15 protein-coding genes are annotated in these 15,932 nt (G+C 43.0%); 11 read left to right on the top strand and 4 right to left on the bottom strand.

Features of this window, described 5'->3' with window-relative positions; all coding sequences use genetic code 11:
* Window positions 1–7: 7 nt before the first annotated feature.
* From MFMK1_RS01305 to MFMK1_RS01280, 6 genes are all read left to right on the top strand, one after another.
* Window positions 8–1,261, top strand: coding sequence for an FAD-binding protein (locus MFMK1_RS01305; RefSeq protein WP_366923381.1), 1,254 nt, complete (start codon window positions 8–10; stop codon window positions 1,259–1,261).
* An 11-nt stretch (window positions 1,262–1,272) separates the two neighbouring features.
* On the top strand, window positions 1,273–2,574 hold the full coding sequence (locus MFMK1_RS01300; RefSeq protein WP_366923380.1) for an FAD-dependent oxidoreductase: 1,302 nt from the start codon (window positions 1,273–1,275) through the stop codon (window positions 2,572–2,574).
* A 5-nt stretch (window positions 2,575–2,579) separates the two neighbouring features.
* Window positions 2,580–2,858 carry a ferredoxin family protein gene (locus MFMK1_RS01295; RefSeq protein WP_366924848.1) on the top strand — a complete coding sequence of 93 codons (279 nt, stop codon included), beginning with the start codon at window positions 2,580–2,582 and terminating at the stop codon, window positions 2,856–2,858.
* A 112-nt stretch (window positions 2,859–2,970) separates the two neighbouring features.
* On the top strand, window positions 2,971–3,132 hold the full coding sequence (locus tag MFMK1_RS01290) for an aspartyl-phosphate phosphatase Spo0E family protein (protein ID WP_366923379.1): 162 nt from the start codon (window positions 2,971–2,973) through the stop codon (window positions 3,130–3,132).
* 159 nt (window positions 3,133–3,291) lie between these two features.
* Entirely contained in the window at window positions 3,292–4,035 is a 744-nt protein-coding gene (gene lgt, locus MFMK1_RS01285) for a prolipoprotein diacylglyceryl transferase (protein ID WP_366924847.1), read from the top strand.
* A gap of 50 nt (window positions 4,036–4,085) precedes the next feature.
* Entirely contained in the window at window positions 4,086–4,841 is a 756-nt protein-coding gene (locus tag MFMK1_RS01280; protein ID WP_366923378.1) for an N-acetylmuramoyl-L-alanine amidase family protein, read from the top strand.
* A gap of 126 nt (window positions 4,842–4,967) precedes the next feature.
* On the opposite strand, the gene MFMK1_RS01275 is transcribed toward MFMK1_RS01280, so the two are convergent.
* From MFMK1_RS01275 to MFMK1_RS01265, 3 genes are all read right to left on the bottom strand, one after another.
* Window positions 4,968–6,533, bottom strand: coding sequence for an FMN-binding glutamate synthase family protein (locus tag MFMK1_RS01275; protein ID WP_366923377.1), 1,566 nt, complete (start codon window positions 6,531–6,533; stop codon window positions 4,968–4,970).
* A 286-nt stretch (window positions 6,534–6,819) separates the two neighbouring features.
* Window positions 6,820–7,419, bottom strand: a complete 600-nt coding sequence (locus MFMK1_RS01270; protein WP_366923376.1) for an ANTAR domain-containing response regulator — start codon at window positions 7,417–7,419, stop codon at window positions 6,820–6,822.
* Between the two features lie 252 nt (window positions 7,420–7,671).
* A complete protein-coding gene (locus MFMK1_RS01265; RefSeq protein WP_366923375.1) occupies window positions 7,672–9,147 on the bottom strand; it encodes a protein adenylyltransferase SelO in 1,476 nt (491 codons plus the stop codon).
* 545 nt (window positions 9,148–9,692) lie between these two features.
* On the opposite strand from MFMK1_RS01265, the gene MFMK1_RS01260 reads away from it, so the two are divergent.
* The 3 genes from MFMK1_RS01260 (at window position 9,693) to hflX (ending at window position 11,749) form a co-directional block, all read left to right on the top strand.
* Entirely contained in the window at window positions 9,693–9,986 is a 294-nt protein-coding gene (locus MFMK1_RS01260) for a DsbA family protein (protein WP_366923374.1), read from the top strand.
* Between the two features lie 39 nt (window positions 9,987–10,025).
* Complete coding sequence (locus tag MFMK1_RS01255) at window positions 10,026–10,310, top strand: FmdB family zinc ribbon protein (RefSeq protein WP_366923373.1); 285 nt, start codon at window positions 10,026–10,028, stop codon at window positions 10,308–10,310.
* A gap of 179 nt (window positions 10,311–10,489) precedes the next feature.
* Window positions 10,490–11,749: a GTPase HflX gene (gene hflX, locus MFMK1_RS01250; RefSeq protein WP_366923372.1), complete on the top strand. Its 1,260-nt coding sequence runs from the start codon at window positions 10,490–10,492 to the stop codon at window positions 11,747–11,749.
* A gap of 228 nt (window positions 11,750–11,977) precedes the next feature.
* On the opposite strand, the gene MFMK1_RS01245 is transcribed toward hflX, so the two are convergent.
* Window positions 11,978–13,141: a metallophosphoesterase gene (locus tag MFMK1_RS01245; protein WP_366923371.1), complete on the bottom strand. Its 1,164-nt coding sequence runs from the start codon at window positions 13,139–13,141 to the stop codon at window positions 11,978–11,980.
* A 459-nt stretch (window positions 13,142–13,600) separates the two neighbouring features.
* Here MFMK1_RS01245 and MFMK1_RS01240 point away from each other — a divergent pair, with 459 nt between their 5' ends.
* Both MFMK1_RS01240 and MFMK1_RS01235 read left to right on the top strand, forming a co-directional pair.
* Window positions 13,601–15,223, top strand: a complete 1,623-nt coding sequence (locus MFMK1_RS01240) for a DUF4118 domain-containing protein (RefSeq protein ID WP_366923370.1) — start codon at window positions 13,601–13,603, stop codon at window positions 15,221–15,223.
* Window positions 15,213–15,908, top strand: a complete 696-nt coding sequence (locus MFMK1_RS01235; protein WP_366923369.1) for a response regulator — start codon at window positions 15,213–15,215, stop codon at window positions 15,906–15,908. Before MFMK1_RS01240 ends, MFMK1_RS01235 begins: the two co-directional genes overlap by 11 nt.
* Window positions 15,909–15,932 lie beyond the last annotated feature (24 nt).

Below are 15,932 nucleotides of genomic sequence, written 5' to 3'. Positions count from 1 at the left end.
CTAATATATGGCTGTTGAAGTTTCGAAAAAGAAATGTATCGGTTGTGGTCTCTGTGTCCAGACCTGTCCTTTTGATGCCTTGACGCTGGTGGACGGTGTTGCAGATGTTGATCCGGAAAAATGCACTAACTGCGGGGCCTGCGTAGAGGTATGTCCTACAGAAGCTTTGGCTTTAGATGAACCCCCGGAAAAGATGGATAAGAAGGAGAAGGAACAGGTTAAGGAAATGACGGAGACTGCCCGTGAGATGTCTGCAGAATTAACCAAATATAAAGGAGTATGGGTATTTATTGAACAAATGGAAGGTAAGGGCGCGCCAGTTTCCTGGGAGCTGCTAGGCGAGGGGCGAAAGCTGGCGGACAAGCTGGATACCTATTTGGCAGGTATTCTATTAGGGGACAATGTGGATAATCTAGCTCAGGAAGCTTTTGCTTATGGTGCGGACAAGGTCTTCTTGGTTGCTTCGCCGGTGTTGAAACATTATCGCACTCAACCATATGCTGAAGCTATAGTTAACCTGTCGAAAAAACATATGCCGGAGGTCATTTTGATGGGAGCCACCACCATGGGCAGAGATTTGTCCGGCACGGTGGCTACAAAGCTGGGGACAGGTCTGACAGCTGACTGCACCCAGTTGGACGTGGAAGAGGAATCCCGGTATCTACTGCAGTCTAGGCCTGCTTTTGGGGGCAACATTATGGCCACCATTATCTGCCGCCATCGTCGTCCCCAGATGGCAACGGTGCGGCCCAGGATTATGGATATGCCTCAGTACGAGGAAGGTCGGCAAGGAGAGCTTATCCGAGAAGATTTGAGCTTGGCTGAGGAAGATGTGGCGGTTAAAGTAGTGGATTACATTAAGGAAAAAGGTAAGGCCGTTTATCTTGATAAAGCGGAAATAATTGTAGCAGGCGGCAGGGGGTTAGGAAGTAAAGAAAATTTTCGGCTGATTGAACAGCTGGCCGAGGTATTGGGAGGCACAGTAGGAGCTTCTCGGGCGGCGGTAGAGGCGGGCTGGATTAGCGCCGATTATCAGGTGGGGCAGACGGGCACCACCGTTCGGCCTAAAGTTTATTTTGCTATCGGCATATCAGGTGCAATACAACATTTGGTGGGTATGCAGACATCCGATGTTATCGTTGCAGTTAACAAGGACCCTGACGCCTCTATATTTAAAGTAGCTACCTTTGGCATTCAAGGTGATATGTTTCAGGTGTTGCCGGCCATGATAGAGCAGTTTAAGAAGCAGCTGGTTCAATAAGGAGGTTCATTATGTCTGATAAATTTGACGTTATAATTGTCGGGGCAGGTCCATCGGGATTGGCAGCGGGTTATATGCTGGCCAAGGAGGGTATGGATGTAATTATTGTTGAACGCGGTGACCATCCCGGCACAAAAAATGTTATGGGTGGTGTGTTGTACCGCCAGCCCACCGAAGAAATTATCCCTAAGTTTTGGGAAAAAGCGCCGGTAGAGAGAGCTATCGTGGAGCAGCGGATGTGGTTGGTTGATAAAGAATCTGTGGTTACCCTGGGTCACCGAAGTAAAGGGTTTGGTACAGAGCCATATAATAATTTCACCGTGCTAAGAGCAAAATTCGACCGCTGGTTTGCGGAGCAGGTAGTGGATGCCGGGGCGTTATTAATTACTGAGACAGTGGTAGAGGATTTTCTTTATGACGGCAGTAGAATTGTAGGAGTTAAAACCGGAAGAGAACAGGGTGATATCCGTGCCAATGTAATAATTTTAGCCGAAGGAGTAAATTCATTGTTGGCGCAGAAGGTGGGTCTGCAAAGGGATGGAATAAATTCGTCTGAGCTGGCAGTCGCTGTTAAGGAAATCATCACTCTGCCCAAGGAGAAAATAGAGGACCGTTTCAACCTGGAAGAGGGAGAAGGGGCAACTATTGAACTTGTGGGGGATTCTACTTTTGGAATGATGGGGACAGGGTTTATTTATACAAACAAGGACTCTTTATCAGTGGGCTGCGGGGTGTTGGTTTCTCAACTGGTAGAGCATGAGGGGCTCAACCCTAATGAAATATTGGAGCATATGAAAAGCCATCCAGCGGTGAAGCCGCTGCTGCAGGGTGGGGAGAGCAACGAATACTTGGCGCATATGATTCCCGAGGGCGGTTACCGGGCAATGCCTAAACTCTATCGTGATAATGTTTTGGTTGTTGGCGACGCTGCAATGCTTTGTAACGGCATTCACAGGGAAGGTTCTAATATGGCCTTAACTTCGGGTAAGTTCGCTGCAGAAACTGTAATTGCTGCTCACCAGCGAGGTGATTATAGTGCTGGAATGCTGTCGGAATATCAGAGCAAATTGGAAAAATCTTTTGTTCTTAAGGATTTGAAGAAATATCAGAATGTGGGCGTAGTGATGGAAAGAAACCGACATTTCTTCAGTTTTTACCCTCACGCTGTTAATGCCGCATTGGAAGAATTCTTAACCGTAGACAGTGTTCCTAAAAAGGAAAAACAGCAAAGAATCTGGAACGAAGTGACATCTCAACGCTCCAAATATGAAATAATTAAAGACCTATATCGCGGTTGGAGGGTGATGGGATGAAGCAAATGACGATTGAAGATAAATTGTTTCTCAATCGCTTTCAAGCTGATAAGCATAGCCATTTGAAAATTAGAGATAGGGACGTATGTCGAAGTTGCGAGCGTAAACCATGTACCTACATCTGTCCGGCAAAAGTATATGCTTGGGACGAGAAAGAAGAGCGTATAGATACCGCATATGAAGGATGTTTAGAATGTGGTACCTGCAGGTACGGGTGCGCTCATGACAATATTGATTGGCGTAACCCCCGAGGCGGTTTTGGAATAATGTATAAAAATGGATAAAATGCAGAAAATAAATCGATTTGGGGCAGGAATTCTATTAAAGCTGTCGAAATACCATATATAGGAAACAGGCAGAATAGCAGTACAATATTTAGTGGAAGTGGTGAGCCCCGTGGATAAGGAGAGCGAGCTTAATGTTAAGTTAGCCGCGGAAAGGGAAGAATTAACTCGTATGTTGGCAGCAGGCAAATCACTGACCGATAAGGAAGTATATGATAAGAGTTGTCAGGTGGACAAATTAATTGTAAAGGTAATGCAAACCCGGGGGACGTAGCCCCCGGGTTTAAATTGTCTATTGCGGTTAATTTGGTAACTACGATAGTTGCTGCCTGCAGCATATTTTTTTAATTTATCAGGGTTACCGTTTACCCGGTCAAGACAATGGGGTAAGATATAATGTAAAAGAAAGTTTCATACGAAGAGGAGGGGCAAAATTTTGGATCCGATAGCGTTTGAGGTTGGCCCGTTGGCCATAAGATGGTATGGAATATTGATGAGTACCGCTTTGGCTCTTGGTACTTATTTAGCCTATCGTGAGGCGGATAGGCAAAATATCGATCCGGAACAAATATTAAATTTGGTGATAATTGCTGCGCCGCTGGCATTTATCGGAGCCCGGGCTTACTATGTAATTTTTCAATGGCCTTATTATAGTCAGCACCCATCTGAAATACCGGCAATTTGGCATGGCGGGCTGGCTATCCATGGTGCACTTATTATGGGTGTATTGGCCGGTTATTTATTTGTACGCCGGCAGGGACTTAATTTTTGGCAGATGGCAGATATCGTCGCCCCCAGCATCATTTTAGGCCAGGCCATAGGCCGCTGGGGTAATTTCTTTAATCAAGAGGCATACGGTTATCCCACGGATTTGCCTTGGGCCATGTATATTGATGGTGCATACCGCCACCCGACTTTTCTTTACGAGTCCTTATGGGATTTGGGCGTCTTTTTAGTCTTATTATGGTATCGCCGGCGCAAGAAAGAGGTGCACGGTGAAGTATTCTTGCTTTATGCGGCACTCTATTCCCTGGGACGTTTTGTGGTTGAAGGACTTCGTACCGATAGTTTAATGTTAGGCAATCTGCGGGCGGCCCAGGTTATCAGTGTAGTAATTATAGCAGCAACCATGGGAATGTTTTATTATCGACGAAAAAAGCTGCTGCAAGATAAATAATGTCTGACCTTTCTCCATAAGATGTAATAAAAAGAGATTGGGAGTCAGATATGATATTAACGAATAGGCAGTTAGTATATCTAGCGGTTGGCGCGCTTATGGTTGTTTTGCTGGTAGCGGGGACAATTGTCATATATCCGCGGCGGTCAGAACCTAAACCCCAAGAAAAGCTAGTGGAGAAACTGTCGTTGGAGGAGTATTTGGTAGCGTTAGACCCCGGCCACGGTGGTATAGACGGGGGTAGCGAATACGGTTCTTTAAAGGAAAAGGAAATTACTTTGGCCGTTGCTGAAAAAGTGGGGAAGAACTTGTCTAAATTGGGTAGCAAAGTAATGCTGACCCGCGAAGCCGATAATGACATTAGCAGACTCTATCCCGAGGAACGAACCAGGCAGCGCAGAGACCTCATGGCCAGGGTCAAGGTGGCTCAGGAGGAAAATGCGGATGTTTTGGTAAGCATTCATGTTAATGCGGCCCAAGCCAGCTTCAAAGGTCCAATGGTTTTTTACCAAAAGAATAGCTCGGACAGCAAACGGCTGGCTGAAACGCTGCTGGCTGAACTGCGTAAGGTCTCTCGCCATCATCAGCAGGATTTAATTCCCGCTAATTACTTTATTTTAAAGCAGGCCTCAATTCCGGCCGTGCTGGTTGAATTGGGTTTCATTACTAACATAGAGGAACGAAACCAATTGCAGACAGAGGATTATCAACAAGAATTAGCCTTGGCCATTGCCAAAGGAATTAATCGGTATCTTCAGTTTACTGACGGCGATATTCCCGGAGAAATAAAAAGCGTAAGACAATGATAAAGATAGCATTACACCAAATGCTTATAGCTGCATTTGGTGTTGGGCGAAAGATCATTATAAAAAGAACCTGCAGATTAACCTGCAGGTTCTTTTGAATGCTATGAGGAATTGTCGACCAAGGAGTTAGCCAAGAATTTTTTCTGCTTCATCCTTATCAACATCCATAATGTGGGTAATGCCGCTAACAGCTGCAGCATCTTTGGTTAATGCAGCGATATCATCACGGGTAATATAGTCCAGGGAAAACTGTCTTGCACCGCACATAAATTGTTTGAGTCCCTGCTTGAGGCGTTCTGTATAGGTATAGACGCCAATGGCACTGGCAGGTAGGTTATCAAAGTCACTGCCGAAACGTGATTTTAGTTCTGCTGAAGTAATAAATATTTGGTCAGCCCGTTCGCCATAAGTTTTGTATGCAGAAGGCAATTTCCCTTCTTTAAGCGCTTGTGCAACATTGTTACCCACAAAAGAAGCAGTAACATAGGCACGAGACATACCAACCGCCTTGACGAAAGGTGCACCCAGGGAGAGGGCCTTGTAGATATGGTCTTCCAAGGTAAAGCCGCCCGCAAATACCATGGCAGGAACATGCTTACCCTTGGCCGCTAAACGGCTGGCATATTGATGGGCCAGACTGTGCAGCTCTACTGAAGGAACACCCCATTCATTCATCATCCGCCAGGGGCTCATGCCGGTGCCGCCACCGGCGCCATCAATGGTCAGCATGTCAAGCTTAGCATCAGAAGCAAATTTCAGTGCACGGGCTAGGTCAGCAGGGCGGTATGCGCCCGTTTTCAGGAATATATACTTGGCTCCGGCAGCGCGCAGCTCCGCAACTCGGGCATGAAAGGATTCTTCTTCTACCATGCCGATACGGGAATGGCGCTCGAATTCTTTAAAAGCTCCGTTCTTATGTGCTTCCTGTACTTTGGGGTCTTCCGGATCGGGAAGAACAACATAGCCGCGTCTTTTAAGCTGTAGAGCCCTGTCCAAACTATCAAGCTTTACTTCTCCACCGATATCTTTTGCGCCTTGGCCCCACTTCATCTCTACTACTTCGACACCGCAGTTTTCGATAGCCCATTCTTGTACACCCAGACGGGTATCTTCAACGTTTGCCTGCACCGCGATAAAGCCTTTTCCCTCACTATATTTTTGAAAATCTTTTATTCTTCTAGCAAGGTTAGGGGCCTGAACTACCCGGCCATTTTTAATTTCCGAGTTGGGATCCATACCGACAACGTTCTCGCCAATTACAATACCAATACCAGAAATCGCTGCGCCTACGGCCATACCTTCCCAGTGATTGGCTGCCACATTAGTGGAACCCATACCAGCAATAACAATAGGCATATCCAACTCAATATCGCTAATTTTAATTGAAGTATCTACATTAGGGAATATTGCCTTGTCGCTGTCGGCTTCAATACCCTTAGCGCCAACTGCGCCACCCATGATGTTGAAGTGAGAGTAATCTATCGGATAATCCTTTTCTGAAGCTGCAGTAACCGCACCGAAGGGCTGGGGGTAAAGGGCTTCCTTTCCACGATACGAAGATTTGCCTATGTCACAAAGGCCGGCGCACTCAACCGAACAAGTGGCACACATACCGCTAAAAGGCGATATGGACTTAGGCGTCCTATTCCTTGTTAAAGTTGCTTCTGATCTATTTGGTCTGCTAAAAGTCATTTCTACCATCCTCCATCTTTTTCTAATTTTTTAAATTTTAGCCTGAGAGCCTACTAAAGGTACGCGATTATGTTTATTGTCACCTCCTTGGAAGAATATTATTTACCCTAACGTTACAATGCCCTTAAAAGAACAATAAAAAAAGACCCTCAAAAGCACAGAAATAGCCTGCGAATGTGCCTTTGGGCCCCTTTGCCCGATAAACTAGGTTAATTTTAGCTATTTATCAAATTGTTTACAAGAGTTTCTTCGGAAGAATATTGTATACTTGATGCGATGCTGCATTTTAATAATGTATTTTTTCCTTAAGCTGTTCTACAGAATAAGAAAGAATTATTTCTGCTACCTGGCGCATGGATTGACGGCGCTGCATGCTTTGGGTTTGCAATAGTCGAAAGGATTGGGGTTCACTTATGTTTAGCGTTTCCATCAGCATTCCCTTAGCTCTGTCAACTAGTTTGCGGGTTTCCAGAGTTTCCTCCAGTTGGCTTATTTTTTGTTCCAGCTTTATTAATTTGCGGTAGTTGGCCATAGCAATTTCCATCGCAGGAAATAAATTGGCTTCGTTAACCGGCTTAACCAGATAAGCAAATACCCAGGATTCTTTGGCCTTCTCCACCATTTCCCGATGATTATATGCAGTTAGCAGCAGCACAGGCGCTACCCGTCCTTCTTCCACAATTTTGGCAATTTCCAGACCGTTTTTGCCAGGGAGCTGTGAATCGATAATAACTAAATCCGGCTGCATAGTATGTATTGCTTGAATAGCTTTACGACCGTCATCTTCCTCGGCCACTACTAAATAGCCGGCTTTAGTCAGCAGTTTGTTTAGTTTTTGACGAAAGCGCGCATCACTATCTGCTACTATTATTCTTGCTCCGAACAAGGGCTCGCCCCCCCATCTATTATGTATATTTTATCCGTTGATGGGTTGGGATTCAACAACAAGAATACGTTCTTTATAAATAATAAAGAAAAGGGATACACGGATTATACCGTTTTTTTAACCTTGTGTCATGCTTGTCGAAAAATACGCACCTTCTGAATTTCCATGGCGTCGGTTTTACTTTAGAAAATAATCTATTATAGAGCCTTTTTTATTAAAGCAGCTATGTTACTTAAGTGTCCCGTGCATCTATCACGTACCGCAAAAGGTTCGGTAAGGACGGGATGATGGCTCAGGCAGAGTGGAGTAACTCGCCTGTTCGGGGGAATGTGCGTAGGGGTTTGAGAGAACAGTGAGCAGCCGCTCCATCACGCTATAGTCTTGTTGTTTTACTGCGGCTTCTAATGCAGCTTCTACCCGGTGATTTCGAGGGATTAGTGAAGGATTGCTGTCGCGCATTAACTGAGCCGAGGAGGTTTTCGATTCCTGCTGCCTGTCTAGTCTCTCCTGCCACAGCTCATGCCACTGAGTAAATTCTGGCTTGCCGGACAAGACCGTATCTTCCGGCGTATCAAAAGTTAATGCGAGGAAGGTATTGGTATAGTCCGCACCATACTTCTGCATCACACCGAGGAGGCCTTCAATAAGGGATTCATCCTGTTGCTCTTGATTAAATATTCCCAGCTTTGCTCTCATCCCTGCCAGCCAATGATGGTGATATAATTCTGCAAACTCCGAGATCGCATCTTGGGCCAGCTTGACAGCCTGCCCCTGATTGACATCAAGCAGCGGCAACAGGGTTTCAGCAAATCGTGCGAGATTCCACCCAGCAATATGCGGCTGATTGCCATAGGCATAGCGGCCTTGAGTGTCAATGGAACTGAATACCGTTGCCGGGTCATAGGCATCCATGAAGGCGCAGGGACCATAATCAATGGTTTCTCCACTAAGGGCCATGTTGTCGGTGTTCATTACCCCGTGAATAAAGCCAATCAGTTGCCATTTGGCAATGAGCCCGGCCTGACGCTTGATCACTTTTTGAAGTAGGAAAAGATAAGGGTTCTCAACTGCGTCAACGTCGGGAAAATGTCGTTGCAATGTATAATCAGCCAGGACCCGGAGGTGCTCAACATTGCCCCATTTTGCAGCGTATTGAAAGGTACCGACGCGCAGATGACTGGCTGCTGTGCGAGTCAGGATTGCACCAGGCAGCTTGGTTTCGCGGATTACTGATTCACCAGTTGTCACCACCGCGAGGCTACGGGTGGTAGCAATACCAAGCGCATGCATTGCTTCGCTGATGATGTATTCGCGTAGCATCGATCCAAGTGTTGCCCGACCATCACCCTGGCGGGAGTATGGCGTTTCTCCTGAACCCTTGAGCTGAATATCAACCCGCTCACCTAGGGGAGTGATCTGCTCGCCTAGCAGCAGAGCCCGGCCGTCCCCTAACATGGCAAAATGCCCGAATTGATGTCCCGCGTAAGCTTGAGCAAGAGGGAAAGCGCCTTCGGGAATCCGGCTGCCAGCAAGCACTTCGACTTCATCTTCGCCGCGCAGCGCCTGGACACTCAACCCCAGAGATGTTACCAAAGGATGATTGAGAATGATTAACTTCGGTGAGGGTACAGGGTTCGGGTTAAGTCTCTTAAAAAATAATTTCGGTAGACGGGCATAGCTATTTTCTAAGTTCCATCCTGTTTCTATTATTTCTTTTCTCTTTGTCATCGTATCTCCTTTTGTTCTTTGTCTTTTATTATCATAGTATTTTCTTTCTAGTATAGATTAATACACTACATTAGATAGGTATCCACAAAAGTCAGTCATTGGTTTAGTGCCCTAGATTACCTGTTTTGCTATTGGTACCAGGTTTGGAAAATCATCATTTTATGCTAGAATATCAGTATTAGTCTGGAACCACCATTATCATAAAACTATAATCCCGCCAAGATGGTTGGGATTGAACTAAATTACAAAAAAAGGAGTGTTTTTCATGAGCAAGCAGATAAACTTGTGATACTACGGACCAGCGGAGACAGAGAGTGGCGCTGAGCCCAACCTTTCGCTAAAAGATAGAATTTCAGATCTTAAATTAAAAAAGAAATAGACAGGAGGTTACTATTGTGTTCAAAATAAAAATATATTCTGATTACATTTGACCGTTTTGTTATATCGGCAATGGTATTGTCGAGAAACTTGAACAAGAATTTGAAATTAAAAAAGAATGGATTGGTTTAGAAATTCACCCCGAAACACGTCCGGAAGGAAGTGATATGCACAAGAATCTTTTCCAAGCTTATTTTAAAGAGAGAAAGAATATCGGAGATAGAGAAGTCTTGCTTCAACTTGCTGAAAAAGCCGGGTTTTTACGGGAAGAAGTACAAAAAGCATGGCAGAATCCTATTTTCGAAGAGCGTCTGAAGCAGTTTTCTGCCGATGCTTCCAAGAAGGGGGCCACGGGTGTACCGACATTTGTTATTAACGACAGATATCGTATTGTAGGAGCCCAGCCTTATGAAGAGTTTCAAAAAATTTTCAATAATATAGCAGAGGAGAACAATAAATGATTTAAGAATTAATAATATATCTTCTAAGGAGGGCACGACATGCCTATTTACGAATACCGCTGTCCCGAATGTGGAGTGTTTGAAACAAAGCAGAGAATTACCGAAGAAGCTATTGAAAGCTGCCCTAAATGTGACAGCCCTGTTAAACGGCTTATCAGTAAAAACGTAGGAATTATTTATAAAGCAGGAGGGTTTTATTCCACTGACAACCGCCCGGCAGCAGATAAGGATAAGGCCAAGAAAGAGAGCACTGTTAGTAAACCAACTGCCGAAAAGGAAAGCAAATCAACAACAGAACCGAAATCCGATATAGCCAGCTCATAGAAGAGGGATGTTGGTCAAAAAAGAGGGGCAAGGCCTCTCTTTTTGTATTGTACTGATGTTCACCAAAACGTCTTGCAGTTGAATTTGTGCAAGTAATTGGTATGCAAAAACAGAGGTATTTACCTAATCCCTTTAAAGGTGGTGTTTTCCACAAAAGTAATTAAAAGGAGAGACTAAGGATGGAAGAAAGACAAAGAGCGCTTTTGATTGGTGTAAATATAAATAAACAAGCTAATTTTGAAGAAACATTTGAGGAATTAAAGAACTTAGCAATTGCTTGTGAATTAGAAGTGGTGGGGCAGATAGAGCAGAATCTCAAGTCTATAAACATAGGACATTATATCGGTTCTGGTAAAATTGAAGAAGTTAATGACTTAATAAACGAGACAGAAGCAGATGTTTTAATTTTTAATAATGAGCTATCTCCAACCCAATTACGAAATCTTGAAAAGGCCCTAGAGCCTATAATAATGGATAGAACATCACTGATTCTAGAAATATTTGCTAATAGAGCTAAAACAAGAGAAGCTAAGCTACAAGTTGAATTAGCTCGTCTCCGCTATATGCTGCCCAGACTAATAGGGTTGAATCAAGATTTGGGTAGACAAAGTGGAGGGGTAGGCACTAAAAATAGAGGAGTGGGAGAAAAGAAAATAGAGCTTGACCGTAGAAAAATTGAGGAAAAGATACATGATTTAAACAAAGAGTTAGAGTTAATTGGTAATGTTCGTGAGACACAGCGTAAGAAAAGAAATAAAGTGGGATTACCAACAGTTGCATTAGTAGGTTATACAAATACAGGTAAGTCAACCCTTATGAATTCTATGGTTGAACTTTACCAAAAATCCGCTAGCAAAAAAGTATTTGAAAAGGACATGCTTTTTGCAACACTTGATACCTCAGTGAGAAACATCACATTGCCCGATAGCAAAGTATTTCTTTTGTCCGATACCGTTGGTTTTGTAAGTAAATTACCACATGATTTAATCAAAGCATTCCGCTCGACTTTAAAAGAAGTGAGGGATGCAGATTTGTTACTACATGTTGTAGATTTTTCAAATCCTAATTACGAGCAGCAGATAGAGGTAACAGATGAGACCTTGAAACAAATAGGGGCTAGAGCAATTCCAACGATCTATGTATATAATAAAGTGGACCTTACTACAATGGATGCGCCTTATAACACAGACGAAACTGTTTATATATCTGCTAAGAAAAAGATAGGATTAGAAGAATTGATACAACTTATCAGCAAAAAGATATTTAAGCATATTGAATGTAAAATGCTTATTCCCTATGAACAAGGCAGTATTGTGTCTTACTTCAATGAATATGCTAATGTAAAATCAGTAAGTTATGAAAGTTATGGGACACTACTAACTGTGGAATGCCGGGAAAGCGATTATACGCGATATAAGCAATTTACTTATAATGAATAATGCTAAAAAACTTGATAAAGGAAACACAAATTTTGGACGAGAGAAGTTTCCATTATCCATCAGCGGACATGTTTGGCATGATACCTCTTATAACTCTTTAATAAGGTGCGTGCCCGAGGAATACAATGCACCTCGTGTTAGGCCAAAGCTAAACCACTTTTTGCAGGGAAAAACTAAAGTATTTTCACTTGTCGTTAGCAATGTTGTCACCGCCTATGCCAAAGGAGATTATTTATCAAGCTTTATCTTAATACTTACTATCTCTGATCTGCTTGCTATCCTAATGGGTGGGCCCCAAGTACCGGCACCGGAGGAGACAATAACCTGTAAATCATCTTTTTTCAGGTACCCCCAATCTACTTCAAAAATCCGGTCTGTGATAAGGTTGAAGGGAAAAAATTGACCACGATGGGTGTGCCCTGACAATTGCAGATCAATACCTTCCTGCTGCGCTTCATCTAAGCGGCTGGGCTGATGGTCAAGTAAAATCATAGGGAGCGATTTATCAATATCTCTCATAATGGCAGAAAGGTCCTGCCGCATTCCTTGATTAAAGCGGTTGGTGGATAAGTCATCGCGCCCAAGCACATAGAAACTATCGGCGATCTTTGCATATTGGTCCCGTAAGGTAATCACATTGACGTCTTTAAAAAACTCAGCAACACTGTCCGCGCTGCCGCCGATATATTCATGATTGCCTAGTATGGCAAAAACCCCGTATTTAGCATTCAACTGACGAAAGGTATCTGTTAATTGTTGTTTTTCTTTCAACTGGTTGATATTTTCTTCGAGAATATCCCCCGCCAGAAAAACAATATCAGGTTTCAGGCTATTGACCTTTTCTATTATCTCCGTCAGCCGTTTATTGCCTATCACTAATCCTAAATGTATATCTGAAACTAAGACAGCGTGCAATTGATTAATATCGGTTTCTTTGGGTATTGGTAATTGGTAATTGGTAATTTTAATGTTTCGGCTATTAAAGGTACCATAGGTAAAAACAATTAACAAAATTAACAAAACGCTGAAACCTGTATAAAGCACGGCATAGGGGTGTTCCCTGAGTACTTTGGGGAAAATACTAAAATGTCGGTCAATCAACCGCAGGCAGTCAAGGGTTAATAAAATTACCAACAAATAAACCATGGCCGGGATCCAGTAACCGCCTAGTATTGAGAAAGATTTAGTGAAAAAGTCAGGTAAATACTTCTCGGTAAGCCTACTAAGAATGTAGGAGAATACCATCAGCCAAAAGGCTGACCAGTAAACCATACTACTTAAGAAAGGAATAAACCTTCCTATAGACTGCCAGCCTCTTAAGCCAATATAGAAATTAATCCCTGCATAAGTTAAAATAATACTTCCGATAAGTAGTACAAAAGATGGCTTCATTCGTCACTCTCCAAGCAGAGAATTAATATAAACTGCTAGCTTCCCCGCAGCCCATAATCTAAACATTACCCACGAGGGGTTCTTATAATCACAATCAGATGTATTTTGTTAATAATACCATAAAACCTCCTACTGATTACAAAAAAGCTGTGGACATTCCTTATATCCATGGAGCGGGGTAAAGGGAAGTAAATATATGCATACTCTTCCAACGCCTGAGTGTTAAAAATAAAGACCAGGATAAATTGTCATAATAGCGAAATACATAATAGATAGAATATTGCTTGTCCCGAATCTATTAACTATTGTGTATGCGAGAGACCCGGAGGGGAACATAGTGGAAATTCAGAGTTGGAAGTAAGGCGTAGACAAGTTGATTTCCATAAAAAATTCAAAAAATAGAATGAAGATTAGAGATATTCAGTTACTATGCATTAATTTGCCTGAGGAGAAGTAACTATGAATGACGGGAATAGACTTTCAAATAAAAAAAATGAACAAATTCAGCGTGAGAACGTTAAACTCCAAAGAAGTGTGCTTTCTAAGGAAGTCAAGGGAACAAAAATTTGGCATTATTTAGCCACGGCCATTTTGATAATCAGTATAACACTAGTAAATAAGCTCCTTGACCCATATTTTGATTTGGCCAATATTGCTTTGCTATACCTCTTACCTGTGCTTTTCAGTGCAGTAAACTGGGGCTATGGGCCGTCCGTAATGGCCTCATTATTAGGTGTACTCTCATTTGACGTATTTTTTGTACCGCCTCATTTCAGTATTACCGTTCATGACCTCCGCTACCTTTTAAGTTTTGCAATTTTCTTGCTTGTTGCCATTACTACCAGTACAACAGCGGTAAAATTGAAAAATCAAGTTAATTTGGCGCGCATAAGAGAGAATAGAACAGCGGCACTCTATTCCTTAAGCCGTAAGATAGTAGCAGAGCCAGATATAGAAGGAATCTTTAAGGCCGCAGTTAAAATGATAGCCAATACGATAGATGGTAGAGCAGCAATTCTGACCCCCAATGAAAACGAAGAGTTGAAAGTCAGTGCATCCACAGAGCAAATGTTTAATAACTATGACAAAGGAAAGGTGGAGTGGGTCTATAAACACGGGGAAACAGCGGGAAAGGGAACGGAAACTTTTAGTGATTCAGACACTTTCTACTTACCAATTAAATCCGAACAGCAAAACATAGGGGTGCTTTCAGTTCAACTTGGTGCACGAGAAGAATTTTTTACTCTCGAACAAAAAAGACTTCTGGAAGCCTTTGCGAATTTGGTAGCTATAGCAATTGTGCGGCTGCGCTTAGCTGAAGAAGCTCAACAGGCCCATTACCTCGCACAATCAGAAAAGCTTAGAACAGCATTGTTTAATTCGGTATCGCACGAAATACGTACACCACTAGCTTCGATTATTGGTGCGATTACCAGCTTGCTGGACCAATGGGATATTTATACCAGAAAAGATAAACAATCGCTGCTGCAGACCATGAACGAGAGTGCTCTACGTATGGATAGACTAGTGAAAAACCTTTTGGACATGGCTCGCCTGGAAAGTGGGCGGCTAGAATTAAAATTAGAGTGGTGCGATATACAGGATATTTTAGGGGTAGCTTTACGCCGCGCTAAGAAAACTGTCAACCGGCATAGTTTAACGGTCAGTGCAAACTATGAACTCCCACTTGTTAAAGCTGATTTCACCTTAATCGAACAGGTTTTGATAAACTTAATAGACAATGCTGCCAAGTATTCCCCACCGGGAACGGGTATCGCCGTAGAAATGAAGTGTGACGGGAAAGAGATTATGGTTTCAGTTATTGATCAAGGCACTGTAATTCCCCTTGAAGAAAGGAAAAAAATCTTTGATAAATTCTACCGTTCATATTACCCAAATAAAAAGACCGAAGGAACGGGTTTAGGTTTATCTATTTGCAAGGGGATTATTGATGCACATGATGGTAGGATTTGGGCGGAACCTCGAAATGGTGGAGGAAACCAGTTTTTATTTACATTGCCTTTAAGTGAAAGTGTGCCCGCGGACTTACCTTTGGAAGTAGGTGAAGAAAATGTCAGGTAATGGTGCCCGTATATTGGTTATTGATGATGAACAACAAATAAGGAAAATGTTAAAAGTTGCCCTTACCGCCCAAGGTTATAAGGTGGAAGAAGCCGGGTTAGGCCAGGAGGGCTTAGAAAGGGTAGCTTTATTTCATCCAGACTTAGTGATACTAGATTTAGGGCTGCCCGACATAGATGGTTTTGAAGTGATTGATAATCTGCGAGAGTGGTCGCAGGTACCAGTGGTTATCCTATCAGTTAAAGAACAGGAAGAGGATAAAGTAAGGGCTTTAGATGCTGGTGCAGCTGATTATGTGACTAAGCCTTTTGGTATGGGTGAACTATTGGCTAGAATTAGAGTAGCTTTGCGTCATGCGGCTAACACTGAAGATGAGCCGGTTATTGGTTTGGGCGAACTTACAATTGACTTGGCCCACCGCCAAGTAATCGTAAGCGGTAAGGAAATAAGGTTGACACCGATAGAATATGATATTTTAAAAAATCTTGCTCAACATGCTGGAAAGGTATTGACTCATCGTCAATTGCTTTCTGCTATTTGGGGTAAGGAATATCAGAACCAGCATCATTACCTCCGAGTTTATATAGGCCAGCTTCGGAGAAAGATAGAACCTGATCCTACCCAACCGACATACATCATTACGGACCCGGGAGTTGGGTATAGGTTGATGATAATCGAATGGTAAAACTAAACAGGTAAAGCTTCACGA

The organism is Metallumcola ferriviriculae (assembly GCF_035573695.1).
Taxonomy (GTDB): Bacteria; Bacillota; JADQBR01; order JADQBR01; family JADQBR01; genus Metallumcola; species Metallumcola ferriviriculae.
Note: the sequence above shows the minus strand (reverse complement) of the source record. Positions and strands in the feature narration are given on the sequence as shown.